At 66.4% G+C, this 21,636-nt stretch carries 39 protein-coding genes; 32 read left to right on the top strand and 7 right to left on the bottom strand.

All coding sequences use genetic code 11. The features are described 5' to 3' along the window. Positions 1–75 precede the first annotated feature (75 nt). Positions 76–981, bottom strand: coding sequence for a DMT family transporter (locus DTX69_RS28600; RefSeq protein ID WP_119305009.1), 906 nt, complete (start codon positions 979–981; stop codon positions 76–78). Between the two features lie 312 nt (positions 982–1,293). Between DTX69_RS28600 and DTX69_RS28595 the strand changes: the two genes are divergently transcribed. Then, on the top strand, positions 1,294–2,157 hold the full coding sequence (locus DTX69_RS28595; protein WP_119305008.1) for an alpha/beta fold hydrolase: 864 nt from the start codon (positions 1,294–1,296) through the stop codon (positions 2,155–2,157). Positions 2,158–2,230: 73 nt separating this feature from the next. Here DTX69_RS28595 and DTX69_RS28590 read toward each other — a convergent pair whose 3' ends face one another. After that, complete coding sequence (locus tag DTX69_RS28590; RefSeq protein ID WP_119305007.1) at positions 2,231–2,860, bottom strand: GNAT family N-acetyltransferase; 630 nt, start codon at positions 2,858–2,860, stop codon at positions 2,231–2,233. Positions 2,861–3,045: 185 nt separating this feature from the next. On the opposite strand from DTX69_RS28590, the gene DTX69_RS28585 reads away from it, so the two are divergent. Together DTX69_RS28585 and DTX69_RS28580 are read left to right on the top strand one after the other, a co-directional pair. After that, entirely contained in the window at positions 3,046–3,279 is a 234-nt protein-coding gene (locus DTX69_RS28585; protein WP_119305006.1) for a hypothetical protein, read from the top strand. Positions 3,280–3,425: 146 nt separating this feature from the next. Continuing rightward, the gene (locus tag DTX69_RS28580) at positions 3,426–3,851 is read left to right on the top strand and encodes a cupin domain-containing protein (protein ID WP_119305005.1); all 426 of its coding nucleotides are present in this window, start codon (positions 3,426–3,428) and stop codon (positions 3,849–3,851) included. A gap of 261 nt (positions 3,852–4,112) precedes the next feature. Here the strand turns inward: DTX69_RS28580 and DTX69_RS28575 are convergent, their stop codons facing one another. Next, positions 4,113–4,538 (bottom strand): RES family NAD+ phosphorylase, encoded by a 426-nt coding sequence (locus tag DTX69_RS28575; RefSeq protein WP_284736133.1) that lies wholly within the window; start codon positions 4,536–4,538, stop codon positions 4,113–4,115. Positions 4,539–4,877: 339 nt separating this feature from the next. On the opposite strand from DTX69_RS28575, the gene DTX69_RS28570 reads away from it, so the two are divergent. Next, the gene (locus tag DTX69_RS28570) at positions 4,878–5,333 is read left to right on the top strand and encodes a ferritin-like domain-containing protein (RefSeq protein ID WP_119305003.1); all 456 of its coding nucleotides are present in this window, start codon (positions 4,878–4,880) and stop codon (positions 5,331–5,333) included. A 382-nt stretch (positions 5,334–5,715) separates the two neighbouring features. Here the strand turns inward: DTX69_RS28570 and DTX69_RS28565 are convergent, their stop codons facing one another. The 4 genes from DTX69_RS28565 to DTX69_RS28550 all read right to left on the bottom strand — a co-directional run bounded on the left by DTX69_RS28565 (position 5,716) and on the right by DTX69_RS28550 (position 7,629). Continuing rightward, positions 5,716–6,120 carry a GFA family protein gene (locus DTX69_RS28565; RefSeq protein ID WP_119305002.1) on the bottom strand — a complete coding sequence of 135 codons (405 nt, stop codon included), beginning with the start codon at positions 6,118–6,120 and terminating at the stop codon, positions 5,716–5,718. 338 nt (positions 6,121–6,458) lie between these two features. Further along, entirely contained in the window at positions 6,459–6,719 is a 261-nt protein-coding gene (locus DTX69_RS28560) for a hypothetical protein (RefSeq protein WP_119305001.1), read from the bottom strand. Positions 6,720–6,752: 33 nt separating this feature from the next. Continuing rightward, entirely contained in the window at positions 6,753–7,019 is a 267-nt protein-coding gene (locus DTX69_RS28555) for a hypothetical protein (RefSeq protein ID WP_162917655.1), read from the bottom strand. 100 nt (positions 7,020–7,119) lie between these two features. Beyond that, positions 7,120–7,629: a helix-turn-helix domain-containing protein gene (locus DTX69_RS28550; protein ID WP_162917654.1), complete on the bottom strand. Its 510-nt coding sequence runs from the start codon at positions 7,627–7,629 to the stop codon at positions 7,120–7,122. Between the two features lie 111 nt (positions 7,630–7,740). On the opposite strand from DTX69_RS28550, the gene DTX69_RS28545 reads away from it, so the two are divergent. From DTX69_RS28545 to DTX69_RS28410, 28 genes are all read left to right on the top strand, one after another. Continuing rightward, positions 7,741–8,064: a helix-turn-helix domain-containing protein gene (locus tag DTX69_RS28545; RefSeq protein ID WP_119304998.1), complete on the top strand. Its 324-nt coding sequence runs from the start codon at positions 7,741–7,743 to the stop codon at positions 8,062–8,064. Between the two features lie 2 nt (positions 8,065–8,066). Beyond that, positions 8,067–8,528: a hypothetical protein gene (locus tag DTX69_RS28540; RefSeq protein WP_119304997.1), complete on the top strand. Its 462-nt coding sequence runs from the start codon at positions 8,067–8,069 to the stop codon at positions 8,526–8,528. Beyond that, positions 8,525–10,408 carry a transposase domain-containing protein gene (locus DTX69_RS28535; protein ID WP_119304996.1) on the top strand — a complete coding sequence of 628 codons (1,884 nt, stop codon included), beginning with the start codon at positions 8,525–8,527 and terminating at the stop codon, positions 10,406–10,408. Before DTX69_RS28540 ends, DTX69_RS28535 begins: the two co-directional genes overlap by 4 nt. Beyond that, positions 10,405–10,683 carry a hypothetical protein gene (locus tag DTX69_RS28530; protein ID WP_119304995.1) on the top strand — a complete coding sequence of 93 codons (279 nt, stop codon included), beginning with the start codon at positions 10,405–10,407 and terminating at the stop codon, positions 10,681–10,683. The genes DTX69_RS28535 and DTX69_RS28530 overlap by 4 nt, the downstream gene beginning before the upstream one ends. Positions 10,684–10,715: 32 nt before the next feature. Further along, positions 10,716–11,705, top strand: a complete 990-nt coding sequence (locus tag DTX69_RS28525; RefSeq protein ID WP_119304994.1) for an AAA family ATPase — start codon at positions 10,716–10,718, stop codon at positions 11,703–11,705. After that, the gene (locus tag DTX69_RS28520) at positions 11,702–11,941 is read left to right on the top strand and encodes a hypothetical protein (RefSeq protein ID WP_119304993.1); all 240 of its coding nucleotides are present in this window, start codon (positions 11,702–11,704) and stop codon (positions 11,939–11,941) included. The genes DTX69_RS28525 and DTX69_RS28520 overlap by 4 nt, the downstream gene beginning before the upstream one ends. Next, complete coding sequence (locus DTX69_RS28515; protein WP_162917653.1) at positions 11,938–12,384, top strand: helix-turn-helix domain-containing protein; 447 nt, start codon at positions 11,938–11,940, stop codon at positions 12,382–12,384. The genes DTX69_RS28520 and DTX69_RS28515 overlap by 4 nt, the downstream gene beginning before the upstream one ends. After that, on the top strand, positions 12,384–13,106 hold the full coding sequence (locus DTX69_RS28510) for a trypsin-like serine peptidase (protein WP_119304991.1): 723 nt from the start codon (positions 12,384–12,386) through the stop codon (positions 13,104–13,106). Before DTX69_RS28515 ends, DTX69_RS28510 begins: the two co-directional genes overlap by 1 nt. Before the next feature lie 11 nt (positions 13,107–13,117). Beyond that, a complete protein-coding gene (locus tag DTX69_RS28505) occupies positions 13,118–13,651 on the top strand; it encodes a host-nuclease inhibitor Gam family protein (protein ID WP_162917652.1) in 534 nt (177 codons plus the stop codon). Further along, complete coding sequence (locus DTX69_RS28500) at positions 13,648–13,872, top strand: hypothetical protein (protein WP_119304989.1); 225 nt, start codon at positions 13,648–13,650, stop codon at positions 13,870–13,872. Before DTX69_RS28505 ends, DTX69_RS28500 begins: the two co-directional genes overlap by 4 nt. A 61-nt stretch (positions 13,873–13,933) precedes the next feature. Then, entirely contained in the window at positions 13,934–14,158 is a 225-nt protein-coding gene (locus DTX69_RS28495) for a hypothetical protein (RefSeq protein WP_162917651.1), read from the top strand. A gap of 19 nt (positions 14,159–14,177) precedes the next feature. Next, on the top strand, positions 14,178–14,555 hold the full coding sequence (locus DTX69_RS28490; RefSeq protein ID WP_119304987.1) for a hypothetical protein: 378 nt from the start codon (positions 14,178–14,180) through the stop codon (positions 14,553–14,555). 33 nt (positions 14,556–14,588) lie between these two features. Then, positions 14,589–14,810 carry a hypothetical protein gene (locus tag DTX69_RS28485; protein WP_119304986.1) on the top strand — a complete coding sequence of 74 codons (222 nt, stop codon included), beginning with the start codon at positions 14,589–14,591 and terminating at the stop codon, positions 14,808–14,810. Further along, on the top strand, positions 14,803–15,057 hold the full coding sequence (locus tag DTX69_RS28480) for a hypothetical protein (protein WP_119304985.1): 255 nt from the start codon (positions 14,803–14,805) through the stop codon (positions 15,055–15,057). The genes DTX69_RS28485 and DTX69_RS28480 overlap by 8 nt, the downstream gene beginning before the upstream one ends. Further along, a complete protein-coding gene (locus DTX69_RS28475; RefSeq protein ID WP_119304984.1) occupies positions 15,054–15,605 on the top strand; it encodes a GcrA family cell cycle regulator in 552 nt (183 codons plus the stop codon). The genes DTX69_RS28480 and DTX69_RS28475 overlap by 4 nt, the downstream gene beginning before the upstream one ends. Further along, positions 15,593–16,906: a DUF6551 family protein gene (locus DTX69_RS28470; protein ID WP_119304983.1), complete on the top strand. Its 1,314-nt coding sequence runs from the start codon at positions 15,593–15,595 to the stop codon at positions 16,904–16,906. The genes DTX69_RS28475 and DTX69_RS28470 overlap by 13 nt, the downstream gene beginning before the upstream one ends. Beyond that, positions 16,903–17,082 (top strand): hypothetical protein, encoded by a 180-nt coding sequence (locus DTX69_RS28465; RefSeq protein ID WP_119304982.1) that lies wholly within the window; start codon positions 16,903–16,905, stop codon positions 17,080–17,082. The genes DTX69_RS28470 and DTX69_RS28465 overlap by 4 nt, the downstream gene beginning before the upstream one ends. Then, positions 17,079–17,351: a hypothetical protein gene (locus tag DTX69_RS28460; RefSeq protein WP_119304981.1), complete on the top strand. Its 273-nt coding sequence runs from the start codon at positions 17,079–17,081 to the stop codon at positions 17,349–17,351. The genes DTX69_RS28465 and DTX69_RS28460 overlap by 4 nt, the downstream gene beginning before the upstream one ends. After that, positions 17,348–17,689, top strand: coding sequence for a hypothetical protein (locus DTX69_RS28455; RefSeq protein ID WP_119304980.1), 342 nt, complete (start codon positions 17,348–17,350; stop codon positions 17,687–17,689). The genes DTX69_RS28460 and DTX69_RS28455 overlap by 4 nt, the downstream gene beginning before the upstream one ends. After that, complete coding sequence (locus DTX69_RS28450) at positions 17,686–17,928, top strand: hypothetical protein (protein ID WP_119304979.1); 243 nt, start codon at positions 17,686–17,688, stop codon at positions 17,926–17,928. The genes DTX69_RS28455 and DTX69_RS28450 overlap by 4 nt, the downstream gene beginning before the upstream one ends. Next, the gene (locus DTX69_RS28445; RefSeq protein ID WP_284736130.1) at positions 17,925–18,290 is read left to right on the top strand and encodes an HNH endonuclease; all 366 of its coding nucleotides are present in this window, start codon (positions 17,925–17,927) and stop codon (positions 18,288–18,290) included. Before DTX69_RS28450 ends, DTX69_RS28445 begins: the two co-directional genes overlap by 4 nt. Beyond that, a complete protein-coding gene (locus DTX69_RS28440) occupies positions 18,277–18,561 on the top strand; it encodes a hypothetical protein (protein WP_162917650.1) in 285 nt (94 codons plus the stop codon). The genes DTX69_RS28445 and DTX69_RS28440 overlap by 14 nt, the downstream gene beginning before the upstream one ends. Then, positions 18,558–18,758, top strand: a complete 201-nt coding sequence (locus DTX69_RS28435) for a hypothetical protein (RefSeq protein WP_119304976.1) — start codon at positions 18,558–18,560, stop codon at positions 18,756–18,758. Before DTX69_RS28440 ends, DTX69_RS28435 begins: the two co-directional genes overlap by 4 nt. Next, positions 18,755–19,498: a gp16 family protein gene (locus tag DTX69_RS28430; RefSeq protein WP_119304975.1), complete on the top strand. Its 744-nt coding sequence runs from the start codon at positions 18,755–18,757 to the stop codon at positions 19,496–19,498. The genes DTX69_RS28435 and DTX69_RS28430 overlap by 4 nt, the downstream gene beginning before the upstream one ends. After that, positions 19,495–19,893, top strand: coding sequence for a helix-turn-helix domain-containing protein (locus DTX69_RS28425; RefSeq protein ID WP_119304974.1), 399 nt, complete (start codon positions 19,495–19,497; stop codon positions 19,891–19,893). The genes DTX69_RS28430 and DTX69_RS28425 overlap by 4 nt, the downstream gene beginning before the upstream one ends. Positions 19,894–19,896: 3 nt before the next feature. Next, a complete protein-coding gene (locus DTX69_RS28420; protein ID WP_119304973.1) occupies positions 19,897–20,160 on the top strand; it encodes a hypothetical protein in 264 nt (87 codons plus the stop codon). A gap of 83 nt (positions 20,161–20,243) precedes the next feature. Further along, positions 20,244–20,654: a structural protein P5 gene (locus DTX69_RS28415; protein ID WP_119304972.1), complete on the top strand. Its 411-nt coding sequence runs from the start codon at positions 20,244–20,246 to the stop codon at positions 20,652–20,654. A gap of 11 nt (positions 20,655–20,665) precedes the next feature. Then, positions 20,666–21,628 (top strand): hypothetical protein, encoded by a 963-nt coding sequence (locus tag DTX69_RS28410; protein WP_119304971.1) that lies wholly within the window; start codon positions 20,666–20,668, stop codon positions 21,626–21,628. Positions 21,629–21,636: the final 8 nt, after the last annotated feature.

Here is a 21,636-nt window from a genome sequence, read left to right as displayed (position 1 = left end):
CGCTCGCTGGTTCACAGTTCGCAGCGGCCCCGCCCGATGGGCGGGGCCGTTTTGCTTTTTGGCTGGTGGCGCCTCTCAGCTGGCGGCTTCTGGGCGGCGCGAAGGCGCGCCAAGGAGCGCACAAACGGAGATGAGGATCACGGCTGCGCCGATCCACTGTGCCGCCACCAGCCGCTCACCGAGGAACAGGTAGGCGGTGGATACCCCGAAAACCGGTATGAGATTGAGGAACATACCGGCGGTGCCGGCGGGCACCGAGCGCAGCCCCCTGAGATAGAACGAGAAAGCGACAACGTAATACATCAGGCCGGACACTGCGCCGGCCAAGAGGTCTCGCAGCGGAAGGGCGCGAAGTTCAACCACGGAACTGCCCTCCATCAGCCAGAGTCCCGTGACCCAAATCAGCCCGACCGTCTGCTGCAACGCCACGATGAAGAGCGGGTCCACGACGGTCACGATCCGCCGCGACAACACGGTGTAGAGGGCGCAGCACAACACGCCGCCAAGGATCAGCACGGCGCCGCCAGTCTCAGCCGAAGCCTCAAGGTCGAGAATCTCGCTGACCAGCAGCACTCCGCCGGCTGCCGTCGCCGTCAGGCCGATGAGCCGGACCGTGACCCGCTCTCTCAATACCAGCCAGGCCATTGTCACGATCAGCGCGGGCTCCGCCGCCCAGAGCAGCGTGGCGACGCTGGCGCTGGTCTGCACGAGGCCGAGCATGCTGAACGTGTAAGCCAAGCCCGGATTGAGCCAGCCGAGGGCGGCTATCGGCAGCATCTGGCGCCACGCGACGCGCGGCGTTCCGTTTGCCAGGACAAGAATCCACAGGACAACGACGCTGGGTGCAAGTTGAAGCACCAGGAACGCGACAGGCGGGAGGGACGCAAGCAGGTGCTTGGCAATGACCGTTCCGAACGCCCAGAAGGCAGCGGCGAGAACGAGCGATGCGCTTGGCGCGAGGCCAAGGGAATGACGGGCCATGGTGGCTCTCCGTTTCGGAAGACAGGGTTTGACATTGGCGAATGAGACGTTCGGCACGTCGCCTACGCGCCGCAGCCGTCACCATCGCAGCTGTCGTAACCGGGTTTCCGAAGGGGCCGAATTGTCATGGCCATCGCGCAGAAGGATTGCAGATCAAATCATAGCACTGAGGAAAAGCGGCCCTCAAGCCGTCCACTGCAGCGGGCATCTGGATGGCGTCGAAGAACTTCGTACGCGACCATGTCGGATTGCGAAATCGCCGTTCGTCGTATGTCAGCGTTGATGAAAACTCAAGAGATAGCGAGGAAGCTCATGTTACGCACCGTTCTTGTTGCCGGCGCCCTGCTTGTCACCGCCCCCACCCTTGCCACAGCTCAGCCGGGAGGCGATCGGGTCGAGGTCAACGGCATGCAGATGTATTACGAGGTTTCCGGCCGGGGCGATCCGCTGGTCGTGCTGCACGGGGCCTACATGAACATCCCGTCCATGGGGGCGATCATCCCCAAGCTCGCCGAGACGCATAAGGTCTATGCGCTCGAGTTCCAGGGCCACGGCCGCACCACCGACATCGACCGGCCGATCACCTATCCCAACCTGGCGGACGATGTGGCGGCCTTCATGGATGCGGTGGGGCTGCGGAAGGCCGACGTGTTCGGCTATTCGATGGGCGCGGTCGCTGGGCTGCAACTCGCCATCCGCCATCCGGGCAAGGTGAACAAGCTCGTCGCGGCGTCCGTCGCCTACGACTTCGAAGGATGGCAGCCCGCGTTCAAGGAGTTCATCCCGCAGATGAACGTCGAGATGTTCGTTGGCATGCCGTTCGCCGAGGAGTACCGCAAGCTCGCCGCCAACCCCGACGGCTTTCCGGCGCTGGTGGAGAAGCTGATCGCGCTCGAGAAGGAGCCGATGGCGTGGGAAGCGGACGTGAAGGCGATGAAGACTCCAGTGCTGATCATCACCGGCGATGCCGATGTGGCGACGCTCGAGCATTCGGTCGCGATGTTCCGCCTGCTGGGCGGCGGCGTGATGGGCGACATGGGCAAGCCGCTGCCGGCCTCGCGCCTCGCAATCCTGCCAGCGACCTCGCACACCGCCGTCATCACCCAGCCCGACCTGCTGCTGGCCTTCATCGAGCCGTTCCTGAAGGGCAAGACGCCGAAGGGGTTCTTCGAGTAGAGCCGACGGAGGTCGCGCCAAGATCTGGCGTCCCGCTCTGGGGGCGGGGCGTCTTGGGCCGCGCCCCTGTGATCTATAAATCGATACGCATGACGACCCGCCTGGGTGTCGGCCGGTGGACCTCGGCGAAGCCGGCATCAGCAAAGATGCTGCGGCTGCCGACGTGCAGCTCGCCCCATGGAATGTCCTGTCCAGACTGCATGATCATCGGGTATGCCTCGAGGGCGCGCGCCCCGCGCCCCCGCGCAAACTCGACAGCGGCACGGGCGAGCGCGCGGCTGATGCCGCGGCGGCGGTAACCCGCGCGCGTGAGCACGCAGGTGACGGCCCACACGCTCTCGTCGGTCTTGTCCTCCGCGCGACCCTCCCAAGGAACGCGGTAGACGCGGAGCAGACCGGCGTAGGCCGTGCGCGGTTCGACGGCGCACCAGCCCGCGGGCTCGCCCCCGAGATAGGCGACGAGGCCGCTGGTCGCGCGCGCGTTCCGATGCCCGCACCGGGTCTGTTGGCGCAACCGCTCGGCACGCACAGCGGCGGGAAACGAGGCAAAGGCCTCGCGTGGCTGCAGCTTGTAGCGCTGGCACTGGCACTTAGATGCTCCGCCGCGCGTCCCGAATATGGCCTTCAGGTCATCCCAGCTGGCCTCATTGGCCGGCACGATAGTAATCGCGGCATCCGTCTTCCGGCTCGTGCGTGCCGCCATCGTCTCAGCTCCTCGCCGTGCCCTTGGCGCGATGAGGGTGCCCGCGCGATGCGCGTGCGTCAACAATCGCTGTGGTGCAGGGCCATGCACGTCGACAAGTGGCCGGACCGATGTTCTTGAGACCAGCGTCTCTGGCATCTGTGCGGTACTTGACGCGTTGGCGCGCCGGGCAGAGAATTTGGGTCATGAGCTCGATCGTCCGATTGCGCAGTGATTTTCGTGGGTCGGGGCGCTGGTCAGTCCACCGGCTGGTCCAGGGTCTGCGCGCGGCGTGGCAGCGATTCCTTGCGGCCCTCGCCACCTACTTTCCGCCGGACGAGCCGCAGCCCTCCCCGCCCCTAGCGAAAGCCGCTGCGTTGCATGAAGGCGCGCTGCTATCGGAGCATGTCGACGCACGGGCGAAGAAAAACGTCGCGTGAGATGCGGGGAACCGATCCCGACCGATTTGCTCGACGCTGCAAGCACTCTTCAGGCTAGACCCGGAGCAGGGCCGGGAACATGAGGGCGCGTGGCGTCCCTGACCCCTGATGATCCAGTTCGTCTTTGTCAGAGAGGGAGGAGAGTCATGAGGCGCTTGCTTGCTGCATCTCTATTTCTCGCACTGCCGATCTCGGTCGCCGTTGCTCAGGATGACGCGCTTCCATCCGGGTTCGAGACCCAGCCCGTGCTGAAGTCCAGCGTGACGGCGGACGGAGATCCGATCCGTCTGCCAACCGAAAAGGCGCAGATCATCTCCGTGATCGGCACCATTCAGGCTGGGGGACGAACGGCCCGCCACCAGCATCCGGTGCCGGTCTACGTCTACGTGATGGAGGGCGAGCTCGAGGTCGTCACGGAAGGCGACGAGCCGCGGCATTACAAGACAGGAGATGCCTTCCTGGAGAGCGTCGACCGCTGGCACCAGGCCTTCAATAAGGGCTCCTCCGTCACCAAGATCCTCGTGGTATTCATCGGCGAGGAAGGCAAGCCCACAACGGTTGCATCGCAATAGCTTTCGATCCTGGCGGCGGATCGGGCATTTCACCGGCTCCGCCGCCGGCCTCGCCGCCCCTGGCCAAGGCAGCCGCCCTCCGCGAGGGGGCGCTGTTGTCGGAATATGTCGACCGCGCGATCGAAGAGGCGTCGCGTGATTTCTTGGCACGATGTGAACCTTGTCGAGATGTCAGGCGACCAATTCGCCTGGGCTGCCCCTTGATCCTTGCCCTGGCATTCGCCGTCATCGTGGCGGTGGCACAAGCCATCCTGTGAGATATCAGCCCACGATCGCGATCTTCAGCTTGCCCGCCTTGTTCCAGCTGAATCGGTAGGTCTTATCCTTGCGCACGTTCATGACCAGCGCCGGGCGGAAGCAGGCGAGGCAGGTGCCCTTTGGGCGACGGACGCTAGGATAGACGATGCCGAGCGCGCCCTCTGCCAACAATTGCTGGGCCAGCTCTTGAGAGGCGACGTAGCTCGCGGGATCGAGGCAGCGGTTGAAGTTGCGGCTGCCGCGGATGTCGTGCAGCTCGGCGCTGAAATCGACGCGGTAGTCCTCGTAAGGTGATGCTCTCCTCCGCCCAGCCCATCTCGGCGAGCTCGATGCTTTTGTGGAAGGCGATCTCGCCTGGGCGGTCGGTAGCTCGAACGCTGCGTACCAGGCGCCGCGGTCGGGGCCGTTAACTGCCCCGCCCCCGCGCATCGCCACGCGAGGGCTTACCAAGCGAAGGGGCGGCGGAGTTAGGAGAAACTCCGCCACCTTCGCTTTCTCTGCGACACATGCGACAGGAGCGTGCCGCGCAGGAAAGAACATGAGAGATGCCGCTCCGTTACGGAACAGCCCGGATGATTCGCGCGGCGCAGCCTGATTTCGCGCGTTTGCGGGGGCCATCGATCCTTTGAAGCGCGGCGGCCCTGTTACCCGCATCAAATGGCATTTGCACGCCTGGCTTTTCGATTTTCCGATCTGCGCAGCAAGAACAGCGCAACAGACTCCGCCAGGCCCTTGTTCAAGTTGAGTTGTTCACTCCGGAGAAAGCAAATGGTCACCACCGTCGGCCTGCAAGACGATCCCATCGCGCTGTTGAACGCTCTCATCACGCTCGATTATGACGCAGTGGAAGCTTACCGCTCCGCCATCGATCGCCTGGACGAGGCAAGCTACAAGCAAACCTTAAGCGAGTTCCTCTCGGATCACATCCGGCACACGACGGAACTGTCCGCCGTGGTGCGGGGGCTGGGCGGGACGCCGCCCGAAGGGCCGGGCGCGAAATCACTGATGACAACGGGCAAGGTCGCGATGGCGGACATCGCCGGCGACGGCGCGATCCTGCGCGCCATGCTGTCAAACGAAGGCGACACGAACACCGCCTACGAGCGTGCCTCCGAGCATGACAACCTGCCGGAGAATGCGCGCGAGCTGATCGATGGAAACCTCAGCGACGAACGCCGACACAAGGCCTGGCTCGAGCAGGTGCTTTCGTCGAAGGCGGCGTGACCGGGCTCGGTCCCAAAGACGATGCGGCCGACGGCCACGCCTGCCCTCTCCCCAATAAGGTCGCGGTCGCGCTGCGGCGGGGAGCTCCGGGTCTGCCCCACCCCTGGAGCTCTCGCCGTGTCTTGAACTTTCGCCCGCCGGCAGACCGGGAGGAACGCAATGGCAGATGGAAACGGACGCAAGCGGCCGGGCGGGGCTTCAGCCGCGCGGCCGAGGGGACGTTCCGGAACGCGTAAGAACGACGCGAAGATCAAGCTCAAGCTCGGCACCAAACACGAGCGAACCCTGGAGCCGAACAGCACCCAGTCGAACAAGCCCCGGTAAGCGGGTTCCCCCCTGATCTCCTGCGACGCGCAGCATCTTACCGTGTGGAGCGCGCCTTTCATTCCGGCGGCTCTTCCGGATATTGCGCGGCGTCCGGCGGGATCACGGTACCGGGGAGCTTGCGCGAGGTCCAGATGTGAATGGCTTGCGCGACGTCCACGGGCTCGTCCAAGGAGCCCGCCTTGATGGTGAGATAGGCGCCGCTCTCCGGCTCATGCCACAGGCGGGAGCCGCAATCGGGGCAAAAGGCGCAACGCATACGGCGACCACTGTTTGCGAGCCGGGTCCAGAATCTCGGCGTGCCCTGCGTGACGCGCATCGTGCCGGCGGGCATCTCCAGCGACATGCCGAAGGCCGAGGCGGATTGGTGGCGGCATTCCAGGCAATGGCAGGCATAGAGCGCCTTGGGCTCGCCATCGCATTCGTAGCGGACCGCGCCGCACTGGCAGCCACCGGTCAGCATTTGTTTCGCAGCTCCCAACGCGCACTGAATCCCTTCCCCCAAACTGGGGGAGGGCTAGGGAGGGGGAAGCCACAGCTGCGCCGGCAAGAGTCTTCGCTCGCTGAGGGCGGACACATGATCTGCGCAATCCGGGATTCTGCGGGATGACGCGGGACATGGCGGGATGGAGTCCGCTCTATCAAGGGGTTGCGGAAAAATCGGCGCGCCGCTCGCGCGCGGACGCCTGACACTTGGATTGCGCACTTTGCCCCGAACGGCGGCTCTCCCGACACATGATTTGCGCACATTCTACCCGGCTTCACCGGGCCGTTTAAGAGCGTTCGAATGTGGGCAGAGTCTCAATTTGAACCTGCCCGATAGCGCCCCGGCTCGCACCAATAGTAACCCTTCGGCACGCCGGGCTGCTGCTCAAGGGCGCGAACCACCATCTCACAATTGGCGTGGTTGTAGTTGGCGTGTTCGCCCACTGCATCAAAGGTCGCGACGTGAATTCGCATCGGGCCAGCTGGCGATGTCCGGTATAAGGTGAAGATCTCCGGATTGCTGTCGCTCGCCGCGAGCACCAGCGTAGCAACGAAGACCGCCCATCCCGCGTTCATGCTACGCCCCCCAAATCGATGATCGTGCCGCCACTACCCGCCGGCGACGTGGACCTTTCCCCTCACCCATATCATTTCCCCCTCGAAGGAACCGCCCTGCCACGGCAGCTGCGGTGCCGCCGGCGGCGCGGCCTGGCGCTCCAGCTGCGCGATGAAGAGCATGGCGCGGCCGAGCTGCTCGTCGCACAGGTCGGCGAGACTGCCGACTCCGAACGTCGTGCGCAGATAGGCTTGTACCACGGCCTCAAGCCCGAGCGCCGCAAAACCCGCCTCCACCGCTTCGACCGCTTCAGACCGCATCCGCTGCGTCCCATACAGATCATTCAACGAGAACCGCACTGCCCTCTCAAAATCATCTGACGCCGACATATGACCCTATCCCCATAACTTAGGTTCAATGTCACGAGTCTTCGTCCTTTGTGGTTGATACATCCTTAATCTCGCGCGCCAGCTTGCCGAGATACAGGTCGATGATGGTGTCCGCTTCGTCCTCTGCCTTGGCCGGATCGTGCCGCTCCGGCTTGAAGCGCAGCCACGTGATCAGCGCCTCACGCAGGATGCGATGATCGTGATCTCCCGATCTGATGTAGCTGGAGATCGGCAGGCGCACGCGCTTCGCCAGCTCGATCTCGCCCCGGTCAGGTGTTTCCATCTCGCCGTGGCCGGTCGCCAGCCAACGAAGGCTGATGCCGGCCGCTTCGGCGATGCCGGCCGCGGTCGCAAAGCTCGGCTGGCTCTGCCCTTTGATGATCCGGGCCAGCTGATCGTCGGAGATCCCACCAGCACGTGCCGCATCTACGCGGGTTCCGATCCGTTCGGATGCCGCTTTTATTCGGAGTCCGAGTTCCAGTTGGTAACTTGGACTCTCCTGTCCAGGTTTTGAAGGCGGCACTTCTGCGCGCCTAACCATCGGGTTTTCCTTTTCTTTTTCTCTCATACCGCCCTTCTGCGGGTTCTATTGAACTTGGACCGCTCATCTGCGTTGACGGACTCCGCACATCAGCGGTATTGTCTATTCACCATGACCACTCCCATCAACACCAACGACATCCCGAAAGAACCCGCACATCGGCGGGCATGGGTGATCTATCAGCTCAAGCTTCGCGGCATGACGCTGCGCCGGCTGGCCTTCAAGATCGGCGTCAATCCGAACGCCGTTCAGAACGCCTTGGCCCTGCCATCGTCGCACATCGAGCGCGAGATCGCGAAGGCCCTTGGGGTCACGGCCAAACAGCTCTTCCCAGAGCGATTCGGCCCCAACGGTGAGCGTCTCCACGTCACGAAGCCGCCGAAACGTATCAGAGCATCCAGCGGCCGCAATGTCCAAGTTTCGGGGGCCGCTTAGACATGGCCGGCCAGGCGCGTCACGACCCCCGGCAGGCCACGCTGTTCGACAGCGATTCCTCCACCGTCGCGAGCGGCAGCCTCAACTTCGATCGCGAGTGGCGTGCTGCGCTCAATCAAGCGATCGAGGAGTGCGGATTCGGGCGCGCCAACATCGCGACCGAGATGGAGCGGTTGCTCGGCAATGATCCGGACTATCCGGTCAGCGTGGCGCTTCTCAATGCGTGGACCGCAGCCAGCAAGACCGACTACCGATTCCCGCTCATCTACCTGCCGGCCTTCGTGCGCGCCACCGGCGCCATGTGGCTGCTCGACCGACTCGCATCGAAATGCGGCCGCGCGATCGTCGACGACGAACTCGCCACGATTGCCCAGCTCCGTGACGAGCGGTCCCGGATCGATTCTCTGGTCAAGGATCTCGAACGGCAGCGGCGCACGCGGCATCGCGGGAGCGGCCGGCCATGACGATGCTGTTCGCCGCCGTCGACCTGGCTGGTTTGCCCGGTATGCCCGAGACGGTGCGCAGTGTTACGCGCACCGCCCAACGCGAATCCTGGCCGCGTGAGAAGCGCAGTGGACGCGGTGGCGGCTGGGTCTATCCGATCACATGCCTGCCGGCGGAGACGCAGGCGGCGCTCGCGCTGAAGCACGCGACGCCGGCGGTGCCGGCGAACGACAGCGACGCCCGGCGGTCGCACCTGTGGGCGCTGTTCGAACGCAAGCCGCAGAAGCTGAAGGACATCGCGCAGCGCCGGCTCGAAGCGCTCGACGCGGTCGAGACGCTGATCGCCGGCGGGCGCGGCAAGCTGGAAGCGGTGAATGCCGTCGCCGGTCACATCCAGGAACATCCATCGACGCTGCGCCGCTGGCAGCAGCTCGTCGCCGGCCTCGATCGCGCAGACTGGCTGCCGGCGCTCGCGCCGAAATGGACCGGCCGTACGGACACGGCAGACTGCAGCCCCGAGGCATGGGAGTTCTTCAAGGGCGACTTCGGCCGCATGTCGCAGCCGCGTGCGGAGCCTTGCTATCGCCGGCTCGAAGAAGCGGCGGCCGTGCATGGCTGGACGATCCCGTCGCTGCGCACGCTGCAGCGGCGCCTGGCGCGAGAGCTGCCGCCGGCGGTGCTGCGCCTGGCACGCGGCGGACCGGATGCACTCAAGCGCGCGTTCCCCGCGCAGCGCCGCGACCATGCGGTATTCCACGCCCTCGAAGCGATCAACGGCGACGGCCATCGCTTCGACGTGTTCGTGCGCGACCGCGACGGCAACAAGTTCCGCCCGACGCTGCTGGCTTGGCAGGACATCTACTCCGGCAAGTGGGTTGGCTGGCGCGTCGCCGCAACCGAGTGCGCCGAGCTGGTGCGCCTCAGCTTCAGCGACGTGTGCCGCACCTATGGCCTGCCGGCGCAGGCCTATCTCGACAACGGCCGCGCCTTCGCGAGCAAGTGGAACACCGGCGGCATCCCGAACCGCTACCGCTTCAAGTTCCGCGAGGAAGAGCCGGACGGCGTGTTCAAGCAGCTCGGCGTCGAGATCCACTGGACCAATCCCTACAGCGGCCAGTCCAAGCCGATCGAGCGCGGGTTCCAGGACGTCATCGAGGAGATCTCGAAGCACCCGCTGTGCGAGGGCGCCTACACCGGCGGCAGTGCCGACAAGAAGCCCGAGAATTACGACAGCCGCACGGTGCCGTTCGACGCGTTCATCGCGCTAGTCGACGATCGCATGCGCGCGCTCAATCGGCGTGACGGCCGCCGCTCGCCGGTGTGCGCCGGACGCAGCTTCGATGTGACCTTCGCGGAATCGTATTCTCGCGCGCCGATCCGCAAGGCGACCGAGGAGCAGCTGCGCCTGTTGCTGCTGGCGGCCGAGGGCGTGACGGCGCGCGCGGACACCGCCGCGATTCACCTGTTCGGCAACGTCTACTGGAGCGAGGCGCCGGCGCTCGCGCGCATGGCAGGGAAGAAGGTCATCGCGCGCTTCGATCCGCAGCGCCTGGCCGACCCGATCCACGTCTATGGGCTCGATGGCCGTTACCTCTGCGCTGCCGAGTGCCAGGAGCTGGCCGGCTTCAACGACATCGAGGCGGCGCGCGAGCACGCCCGCGCGCGCAAGAGCTGGACCAAGGCGCAGCGCGAGCTGCTGCAGGCCGAGCGCACCATGGATGCGGCGCGCGTTGCCGCGCTTCTGCCCAAGGCGCCGGAACCGCCGGCGCCGGCGGCGAACGTCATCCGGCCTCTCGGCTTCGCGAGCCAAGCGCCGGATCAGCCACGCATCACCGCCGAAGAGCGCGACCGCCTGTTCGCGGACGGCATGCGCAAGCTCGGGCTGGTCAAGGAGGCATGACCATGGCGATCCACAGCGTCACGCAAAGCCGCTGCCGAGATGGAGCCCTGTCGATCGCCGTGCAGGACACCGCGATCGTGATCGGCGTGTCGGGGACGGACAACGCCGGCGTCGCGGCGTTCGTCCATGCCACGAGCACGGAAGCTCGCCGCACTGCCTATGCGCTCCTCACCGCCGCTGAGGATCTCGATGAGATTGAAAGAACAAGGGCCGGGAGTGAGGTCCCGGCCCATGTCGAAGCCGAGTTTCCTGATGAGGGGAACCGGCCGGTCTGAGCCTAGCAACCCAAACCAGAAGGCAAAGTGTCATGAAGCAAGCAATCGATCAAGCCCCGGCCGACAGCGTCGTCGTGCCACTCAACCAGGCGGAACTGCGCGAGCGCGTGCGCGCGCTGATGACCAAGGAAGAGATCAGCCAGGCGCAGCTGGCGCGCGAGGTCGGGCTATCGACCTCCGTCATCAGCCAGTGGCTCAGCGATTCCTACAGGGGCGACAGCAACAAGGTCGCCGGCGCGCTCGTGAAGTGGCTGAAGAGCCGCGACGAGAACGCGCGCATCAACGCGGTGCTGCCCTCGGCACCGAGCTGGGTCGAGGCGCCGACGGCGAAGCGGATCTACGACGCGCTCGCCTACGCCCAGCACGTCGGCGACATCGCCGTGATTTATGGCGGGGCCGGGCTCTCCAAGACCACCACGATCCGGCGCTACCGCGAGAAGAACGTGAACGTGTGGGTGGTGACGGCGACGCCGGCGACCGCAGGCGTGGCCCTTGTGCTGGAAGAGATCGCGATCGCTCTCGGCTTCCGGGATTATCCGCTGCATCCCGCGAAACTGCAGCGCGCCATCCTGCGCCACATCCAGGATACGGGCGGGCTGCTCGTCATCGATGAGGCCCAGCACCTGACCAAGCAGGCACTGGAGGCGGCGCGCTCGCTGCACGACGCCACCGGCATCGGCCTCGTCCTCAGCGGCAACGCGGCCGTGTTCAACAACCTCTATCGCGGCGGCAACAACGGCTTCGCCCAGCTCTTCAGCCGCGTCGGCAAGCGGCTCGCCCTGGTCCGGCCGGTCGCCGGCGACGTGCATGCGATGGCCGGCGCCTTCAAGATCAAGGGCACGGCGGAGCTGCGCGAGCTGGAGGCGATCAGCCGGCGGCCCGGCGCCTTGCGCATGGTGGTGAAGGTGCTGCGCCTCGCGGCCGTGCTCGCTGGCGGCGCGGCCGTCACCGTCCAGCACATCAAGGCGGCGTGGGAGGAGCTGCAGGGCGAGGCGATCGATCAGCAGGAGGCCGCGTCGTGAGCGCCAGCGAGGATCTCGGCAACCTGCTGCGCGTGATGGAGGAGCATCTCGGCGCCGAAACCGTCGAGCTGAGCGGCGAAGGGTTCGCCAACTGGTACTCGATCCTCGTCGCGATCAAGCGCCAGGTCGTTCAGCTCGAACGGCAGCCGGTGCCGGCCGACGCGCGGATCTGCAAGCAGCCGCCGTGGGAATGGGGCAGCAACGTCGTGTCGATCGCGTCGAGGCAACGCACATGAGCACGCCCAGCGGCATCATCTGTGGGCGGATCGCGTCCATTGTCGCAGCGGTGTTCGGCGTGCCGCTCGCCGACATGCTCTCTGAGAACCGCGAGCGGGAATTTGCCCGCCCGCGCATGGTGGCCATCTACGTGGCACAGCGCACCACCGGCCTCCCGAAGAAGACGATCGCCAAGGCGTTCCAGCGCGCGCCGACGTCAGCCTACCACTCAAACAAGATGGTGGTGCAGGACATGGCCCGCGACCCCGAGTTCAGCGCCAAGGTCCTGCGCTGCGAGAGCCTGGTACGGAGCGAGCAGGCGATCAAGGCCTCCGCCTCCGCGGTGCCGATCGACATTGGCCCCCTCGCTTCCCGGGCGTTCGAGCTGGATCCGGTCGAAGCCGCCAAGGTCGTGCACCACGCGCTGGCGTCCTTCCTGCGCAAGAAGGGTGAGGCCGCCTGATGCGCTTCGCCGCCGTCATCGCTGGGTTGCTGCTCGCCGGTTGCGCAGTCGCGCAGCCGGCAGCCGTGCCAGCTGGTGATAGCGGGGCCGACTGGCATGCGGCGATCATGCACGTTGAGAACCGGCACGCGAACGTGGTCTGCACGGGCGTGCTGGTGCAGGTGAACCTGGTGGCCACGGCGGGCCATTGCCTGCAGGGCGCCGGTGCGCGCGAGCTGCTGTTCATTCCGGCCGGCACCAACCACGCCTGGCGCGGAATGGAGATCCTCGCCGCCGGCGGTATCACCGAGGGCGCCGAGGTCAACGCCGTTGAAGTTGCGCGTGACTGGGCGCTGATCCGCACGGCACCCATGCCGATCGCGCCCATCGCGATCTTGCCGATGACCAAGATCGAGATCCAGAAGGCGATCGCGCAAGGCGCGCGCCTGGCGAGTTTCGGCTTCGCCCATCCTGATGCGCTGGTCGAACACACAGGCTGCGCGCTGCTGGACGTATGGGGCGAGGCTTTCTTCACAACGCGCTGTCCCGTCAGGGCGGGCGATTCCGGCGGCCCGGTTCTGCTGATCGACGCCGAGGGCGCGCGCCTGATCGGCCTCAACAGCGCGATCCGCAACGGCGAGACGCTGGTCGTGAACGCCGGCCGCTTCGCGCCGTGGGCCAGCGCGGACGATCCATTCAACACGCGGGCGTTGGCGCAAGCAGACAACCAGACGAGCGACTGAGAGAGGGCACCATGGCAAAGGCGAAGAAGGCGAAGCTCCCGGAGATCGATTCACCGGTCAATGACCAGGAGTGCGATGCCTACATCCTGCAGCTCGGCGTGTTGCACCGCCAGCTCACCAAGCTCGAAGCCGACATGAACGACGCGCTGGCGCGCGCCAAAGCCGCATACGAGGAGCGCGCGGACCCGCTGCGCCAGCTGCTGGCCGACTATCACGGCGCGATCGAGATCTACTGCACGGAGCACCGGGCGCGGCTCACCGGCGGCGGGCGGGTGAAGATGTATCGCTTCGGCAACGGCGAGGTCGCGTGGCGGCTGCGGCCTGCGAGCGTCACCATCCGGCGCGTCAAGAACGCGCTCGCGTGGCTGGTTGAGGCGCCCGCCAGGTTCAAGCCGCTGCTCCGCATCAAGCACGAGATCGACAAGGAAGCGATGCTGCGCTGGCCGGAGCTGGCGTCGCAAGTCCCGGGCGTCACGGTCGGCAGCGCCGGCGAGCAGTTCACCGTCACCCCCAACGAGATGAAGCTGGAGAGGGCGGCGGAATGAGGTGGAAGGAGCTGCACCACAACGACACTGGCCTGATGCCGGTCGCCTACCAGGCCGTCCTGAAGCTGCGCCGGCACGGGCACCGCGTCTATTGCGCGCGCCGCGCGAACGGCGCGGAAACGCACCACGAGCTGGACGGGCAGATCGTGCCGACGTCCTGGATCGTCGACATGGCGCGCGCTGAGGGTACCGCGCCGGCGGAGGTGCGTGATGGGGCTTGAGAGCCAACAGGCCATCGGTGCGCTGCTCGTTCGCGAGCCAACAGAGCCAGAAATAGAAGCGATGAAGCGCGCCAGAACGAAGGCGCTGATGCTCCGCCTCGATGGTTTCACGGCGGCGTCGGTCCTGATGGTGCTGCAACGGGCGCAGCGGGAGCACGGCATCAACAGCCAATGCGTTACGCAGGTCGCTTGGCTGCTTCGGGACCTGGTCATCGAGATGGAACCGGAGCTGCACAACCTGATGGATTCCGGCTGGGCGGGCGTGCCGCTGAAGCGGAGCAGCTGAGTGGGGAGCGAGGGCAACAATGGGCACGAAGAACGATCCGGGCGAGTACGACTGCTACGCGAAGGCGCATCCCGAAGAGCCGATGTTCACGCTCCTTGGCCGTGATCGGACGGCCTTCCACCTGGTGCGCATCTGGTCAGCGCTCCGCTGGGGACATTTCGAGATGGCCCGCCAGCTGCTCGATGACGCGATCGTCGACCTGAAGATCCTGGGCGAAAAGGACGCCGACGAGGCGAAACTGATCGAGGCTCTCGCATGCAGCGACAAGATGCTGGCCTGGTTCGAGAAGGGCCGGGCGATCAGGCAGGCGTTTGGGAACACTGCCCCTTCTGCGGCGAACGCGATCCAGAAATCCGAGTCCACGGACACACCCAATGCCGCAAGTGCAACGGCGTGATCGAACGGTGCTGCGATGACTGACGCGAGACGAATGAGGAATGGGGTCGACGGCGTGATCCAGTCCAAGCGCCTGCCGCGCGGTGGCGTGCGCATCGAGCTGACGACGAAGATGGATCGGGCGGCGATCGAGCTGACACCAGACGCGGCCAGGCAGCATGCGCTCGGCGTGCTGAAGAACCTTGAGCCGTTGAGCGACACGAGTGCGGCGGCGTTGGCAGCCGCGCGCGCGGTCGACGGAGGCGGCAATGGCTGAGCCGCGCACGTGCCCCGTCGACGGATGCGAGACGACACTCGCGGAGCCCCATCACATCCTGTGCGGCGCGCATTGGGACGCGCTCTCCGCCGACCACCGCGTGGAAGTCCGCCGCCGCTATTTGGCCTGGCGGAAGGACAACCCGCGCTTCAAGTGGCGCACGCGCAGCGATTTCATCCTCGCGGTCAACAACGCCATCAAGGCGGCGGGGCGGACACAGGACAAGCCAGAGGAGATGCCAGCATGACGCGCGGACCTGCAGGTGTGAACGACACATGGCCGGAGTGGCGACTCGAAGCGCTGCGGCGGCTGTGGGGGCAAGGCGTCTCGGCCAAGCAGATCGCCTCGGCGCTGGGCGGTGGGCTCACCCGCAACGCCGTCGTGGGCAAGGCTCACCGCATGGGCCTGGCCGGCCGCCCGAGCCCGATCATCCGCGACGGTCGGCCGCGCAGGCCGAGAAAGCCACAGTCCGCAAAGGCCGGTCGCAAGCAGGTCGACGATGCGCGGCAGCGGGCTGAGCAGGCGAAGGCGCCGACTCCGATTCCTCCTGTCATCCAACTCGCGCCGCCGCCTGCACCTCCGCCGCTGCGCGAACCGCGGATCTCCAGCCGCACGTGCGCCTGGCCGATCGGCGACCCGCGCGAGCCGGGCTTCCATTTCTGCGGCGCGACGCCGGTGCGAGAGGGCCGCTCCTACTGCGACGAGCATCATGCAAAGGCGTTCCAGAAGCGCGTGCCGCACGCCGGAGCGGCCACGCCCCTGTTCAACGCGAAGCATCAGAAATGGGCAAGCTGACCGCATCGCAGGTCAGGTTCTGCTGCAACCGGCTCGGCCTGCCGGCGGCCGACATTCGACGCCTGTTCGAAGCCGTTGAGAACGATGTTGGAAGGGGTGGCAAAGACCAGCTCGGCGTGCCGCCGGTCCAAGGCTGGGTGCCGACGAGCCTGTTGTTCGTCGACCCAACCTACCAGCGCCCGATCACGCGCGAGGGCTGGAAGCGCATCCGGAAGATCGCGGCCGAGTGGGACTGGCGCAAGTACCAGCCCGTCACAATCACGGGCCGCGAGCCCGGCAAGGCCAGGCTTGCGGTGATTGACGGCCAGCATCGTTGGGAAGCGGCGAAGATCCGCGAGATCCCGCGCCTGCCGTTCTACGGCATCAGCCCAGGCGACGTCGGCCTGGAGGCGAATGCCTTCGTCACGCTCAACCGGGACCGCGTCGCCGTCAGCAACGTCAACATCTTTTGGGCCGAGCTGGCGGCGCATGCGCCGGAGGCCGTGACCATCAAACGGATCTGTGACCAGGCCGGCGTTGCGATCTCGCCGGTGGCCATCGGCCGCCTACCCGCGCGCACGGTGAGCGCCGTCACGGTGCTGCGCCAGATCCTGCGGCAGTCGGGCGAAGATGTTCTGGCGCGCACACTGCATGCGCTGGCCGAGGCCAAGCCGACGGAGGCCGACACCTTCGGATCATGGGCGCTGCGCGGCGTGGCGGAGCTGGTCGCAACGCACGGCAAGACGATCAAGCACGATGACCTGGTCAGGACGCTGCAGCGCATCGACAGCACGCGCCTAGTCGCGGAGATGACGATCGCCGCCAGGGACTGGGAGCTGACCAGGCCGGCTGCGATGGCGCGGCTGCTGCGTGACCTCTACGAGCGGACATCATCTGTCGCGCTGCCGGCGCCGGCGGCAGAGAAGGCATTCCACCGCAAGCAGGCAGGGGGTGAACCCCGCGCCAAGGTGGGGTCGACCCCAACTAAATCCGTGGTCCACCACAGGACGCCAGGTGTCCGACGCCTCGACAGCAGCGGTGGGCCGAGCGCGGCCGAGCTGCAGCGCCAGCGCGAGCAACAGCGCGCGGCTGAGCAGCGCATGATCGACGACGCGGTGAAGGCCGGACGCGTCACGCGCTGCCCGACAGCGGCGGTCGCGCCGACGGAAGGCGCCGCGATCGGCGCGACGGACCAGAGGAAGCTGCGCACCTATCGCAAGCAGCGCGAGGCCGCGATCGGCATCGAAGGCTGGCGTGGCCCGAAGGCACAGCAGGAAGCCAGGCTCAAGGCGATCAAGCAGAAGGCGGAGGGCAAGTCATGATGCAGATCATACTCGCTATGGCGTTCCTCATCGGCGCCATGATCGCGATCGAGGGCAGGCAAACGCCCGGACGCATCGCAGTCACCTTCGTATGTGCCATGGGGGCGATGTTCTTCATGGGCTGGAGCCTCGGCGCGCTTGAAGCCACCGTGCTGGCGCAGAGCCCGCAGCCATGACCCGCAAGCTGAAGCTGAATCGCATCGCGTGTGTGGTCCCGTTCTGCGGCCGCACCCGCGCGGGCAGCGGCTTCGAGTGGATCTGCATGATCCACTGGCCGATGGTCGATCGCGCGCTACGACGCCGTCTGGCGCGCTGCCGACGGCTGATCAAGAAGGCGTATCGCCTCGGCCGCGCGGGCGTGGCGGAGGCCCTTGCCCGATCCTTCGATCAAACCTGGGAAACCTGCAAGGCGCAGGCGATCGAACGCGCTGCGGGGATCTCATGACGGAACAAGCTGCAGAGACGCCGGCGCCCGAGCGCAAGCCATTGACCTACGGCGACCTGATGAATGAGCGCGAGGTGATCCATGCGCGCCTGATGAAATGCTCGAAGGAGTGTCTGGCCTTGGCGCTCTCCAGCATCATCGGGCAGCGGGGATTCTTCCTGCACGGCGCCGACGACAAGGGGCGGACTGCTTATTACGCGGAAGAGATCACTGAAGTCGAGAGGTGGCGCGGCATCGCTCGCATGGCCAACCGGACCAAGCGCATGAAAGCGTTCCTCGAACGGCTGGAGAATCCGAAACCGCGCCGGCGGCGCCGGCGGAAGCGGAGGGCAGCATGAAGCACAACAACGTGGTGCAGCATGAGTCGGCCGGGACGCCGATCGGCGACAAGCTCGACTGGATGGATCGCGTGATGGCCAAGGCGATCGAGGAGGCGGACGGGCTGACGGACTTCGAGGTCGACTTCGCGACCGACACGGCGACGCGTCTCGGTCGGTATCGCGACCGCACGCTCTTCACACCCAAGCAGCTGGCCGTGGCGCATCGCATCGGGCGGAAGCTGGAGGTGGAGCCGTGAGAGCGAACCCGGTGCTCGTCGAGCTGTGGCGATTCCAGGGCCATCGTTGCGCCTATTGCGGACGCATGATGCCCGACCCGCGCGCGGCTATCGGGCCTGCCGATCCCACCCTGAAGCCCACCATCGACCACGTGACGCCGTTGAGCGCCGGCGGGCGCGACGTGGACGGCAACCGCGTGGCGGCCTGCATCGGATGCAACGTGCTCAAAGGGCCGCTTGACGTCCAAACGTTCATCCGCCTGCGATGGAACAAGATGCTGCTCAACGATGCGAAGAATCGCATCCGCCTCAGCCAAGAGAGCGCGGCCGCAAATGCTCGCGGCGACGGCCGCCCCGCTCGGACTGCAGATGCCCGTCGCTGAGACCTCGCGGTGGGCCTACAGCACGGTGCCGCTCAACGAGCGCCAGGCGGCCGTGGCCGCCGCGCTGATGGAGCTGGGGCAGGCCAGCGACCAGGACCTTTCGATGAAGCTGGGCTGGCCGATCAATTGCGTGACGCCGCGCCGCGGCGAACTGGAGAAGCTGCGTGTCGTCGTGCGCGCGGAACTGCGCAAGGGGCCGACGGGGCGCCTCGTCAGCGTCTGGCGGCTGGTCGATCGCCAGCTCGATTTGCCGTTGGTAGGTGGGGCATGAGCCGCGATCCACGCATCAACCCGATGCCCGGAGATCGCCTCAGGATTTCCGGCGAGATCATCACGGTGCAGCCTTTCGAGGGGCTGAAGCCGGCAACCATCTATTTCAGCCGGCGCGGCCAACTGTGGACGTGCGGGATCTTCCGTTGGCCTGAGTTCGCGGCTGGCTCCGACATCATCCGGGAGGTTCAGCCATGAAGCAGGCGACCGACCTCCGTCGGAAGAAGGAGCTGGCGAAGATCCACCTGGCGAAGAAGGCGCTGGGCATGGATGACGACACCTATCGCGCCATGCTGTCGCGCGTCGCTGGCAAGGAGAGCGCCGGCGATCTCGACCAGGTCGGCCGCACGAAGGTGCTGGATCATCTGAAGGCGAGCGGCTTCTCCGATCGACCGAAGCCGCCGAAGCGCGCGGGCACGCGGCCGCTGGCGCCCGGCGCGGAGGCTTCCAAGGCGCGCGCGCTATGGCTGGCGCTGTACCAACTCGGCGAGGTCCGCGATCCGAGCGAGGCTGGCCTGTCCGCCTACGTCAAGCGCATCACGAGCCGCGACGCGCTGCAGTGGTGCGACCAGAACGAGGTGGCCAAGGTCATCAACACGCTGCGCGCCTGGGCCGATCGCGTGGGCCTGCGCGCGCCGGACGTGATGCTCATCAATACGATCGATGGCATCCGGCGCCAGCATCAGCTGGAGCGCGGCGGCGCCGGCTTCGCCGCGAAGATGCTGCTGCTCGACAGGCTTTGGCGGCAGCTTGGCGGCCTGCCCAACCTGCCGGCCACCGATCTCTTCAAGACGGCGATCGAGCTGGACGTGTGGCTTCTGCGCGAGTTCCGCGTCACGCGGGCGTGGCTGATGTCACCGGATCTCGCCGATCAGGCGATAGAGAGGCTGGGCGCCGCGGTGCGCCAGGCCGCGTGGGAGCGAGCGCAACGGGTATGATCGACGATACGCTTCCGGAGCTGCTGCAGACGATCGAGGCTGAGCTGGGCTATGCGGCCATGCTGAAGTTCGCGCATGCGTTCGGCGGGCAGCTGATCTACGTGCCGGCGAATCCCGGCCCGAAGAGTCCGCTCACCAAGCACCTCGGCCCGGAGCTGGCGGCGCAGATCGCGCGCGTCGTCGGGCGCGGCAAGATCACCGTCCCGCTCGGTCCGACCACCAACCAGGCGCGATTCCGCGCGGCAGTCGCGACCCAGATCAAGCAGGGCAAGTCGGCGAACGAAGTGGCGCGCGCGCTGCACTGCCACGAGGTGACGGTGCGCCGGCATCGCAAGCGGCTGAAGATCGCCCATGCGGATCCGCGCCAGGTCGATCTGTTCCGCAAGGGCGATTAGCCCGTGGCATGTCCCCATCGCAGCATCATCCACTGCCCGCTCTATCACGCCTTGCATCTGCCGGAGCTGGTGCATCTCGGCTGCAACGACGGTCACCCGGAGACGCAGGACGCGTGCGCAGTTGCGCGGGGCCTCGACTATGCCGTGGCAGTCGAGAAGCTGCGTGTGGTCGCGCCGCGCGTCGTTGCGCAATGCCGGTGGAACGAAGAGGTTGAAGAGCGCAAGCAGCAGCGACTCCGAAACCTGCGCGCGGCAGGCATACAATAACAGGGTAGAACTCCTGTTCGGACCGACATCGCAAATGAGCAGAGGCACTATGCCGCTAGTCCTTTCGACTGGCGAGCCTGATCATGAGCGAAGTGCCGCGCGGCCTGCGCAATAACAATCCGGGCAACATCCGGCATTCCAGCATCATCTGGATGGGCCAGAGCGACGAGCAGCCAGACAAGAGCTTCGTCCACTTCGAAGCCCCGAAATACGGCATCCGCGCACTCTACAAGACCCTTCGGACCTATCAGCTCAAACATGGCCTCAAGACCATTGCCGCGATGATCGCGCGCTGGGCGCCGCCCAGCGAGAACGACACGGGCTCGTATGCGCGCGCGGTCGCGCAAGCCTGCGGCGTCGGCGTGGATGACCAGGTGGACGTCATCGGGAACAAGGCCCTCACCGAGAAGATGGTGGCGGCGATCATCCACCACGAGAACGGACAGCAGCCCTTCAGCGGCGCGGAGATCCGCGCGGCCATGGAACTCGCCTAGGAGGTGACGCTATGAGCACTCAAGCCCTAAAGCAGGTGTTGAACGCCAACAAGGCGCGCATGGGCGGCGCCGGCGGCTTCCTCTCGGTCATGGCCGTGCCCGTCGGCATCGAGCCGGACACCATGCCGGCCGGCATCGTGCTGCTGCAGACGATCTTCGCCATGCTGGGCCTGGCCGAGCCGGTGGGCCCGGCGCTGCTCGAAGCCGCGTTCAACGTGCTGTGGCTCGCGCTCGGCGCCAGCGTGTTCGGGTTCGTCGCGGTGTGGGCGATTCCCAATCGCCTCAAGACACCAGCGGCAAAGTCTCCTGGGGGCGGCACCGGCAGCAACGTCGCATCGATCGCACTCTGGCTCGCCGTCAGCGTGGTCGCCGCGACGTTGCTGTCCGGCTGCGCGGCCGGCGGCACCAGTCCGCTCGACGAGCTGGCGCCGGACGAGGCGCCGGCGGAGAAGAGTTCGTCGCAGGCAGTCGCCGATCGGCTCTTCACCGAGGCCATCGGACCGGAGCATCGCGGCGTGCGCCTGTGCATGATCGCGTCGGGCGTGATCGAGGTCATGACCGACCGCGTGACGCACGGCGACGCCGCCTATGCCGAGACGGCGGCCGGGCAGATCACGCGCATCAAGGCCGTGCTCGGCAACCTCGACACGTCGGACGGCAACATCTGGTTCGAGACGGACGTGAAGATCGTCACGCTGGAGCTGGCCAGCGTGATCGTGGACGCGACCAAGTCGCGCGTGGCCAGCCTCCTCGGGAACCTGGCCGGCGGCATCAACGTCCCTGGCGTGCTGGACCGCGCCGGCATCGCCGCGCGGCAAGGCGTGCTCGCGGACGGCGTTGTGCGGGACGTGAAGCGCGTGGTTGCGGACATCGCCGCCGGCCGGCTCACGGCCGAGGCGGCGCGCGACGGGTGCGGGCAGCGTATCGACAAGAACCGCGCGCGCATCGAGGCGATCCTCGGCGTGGCGCGGTAAACCGGAGC

The organism is Dongia deserti, from assembly GCF_003574735.1.
GTDB classification, from domain to species: domain Bacteria; phylum Pseudomonadota; class Alphaproteobacteria; order Dongiales; family Dongiaceae; genus Dongia_A; species Dongia_A deserti.
The sequence above is the reverse complement of the archived record's forward strand: the minus strand, read 5'-3'. Positions and strand labels throughout refer to the sequence as shown.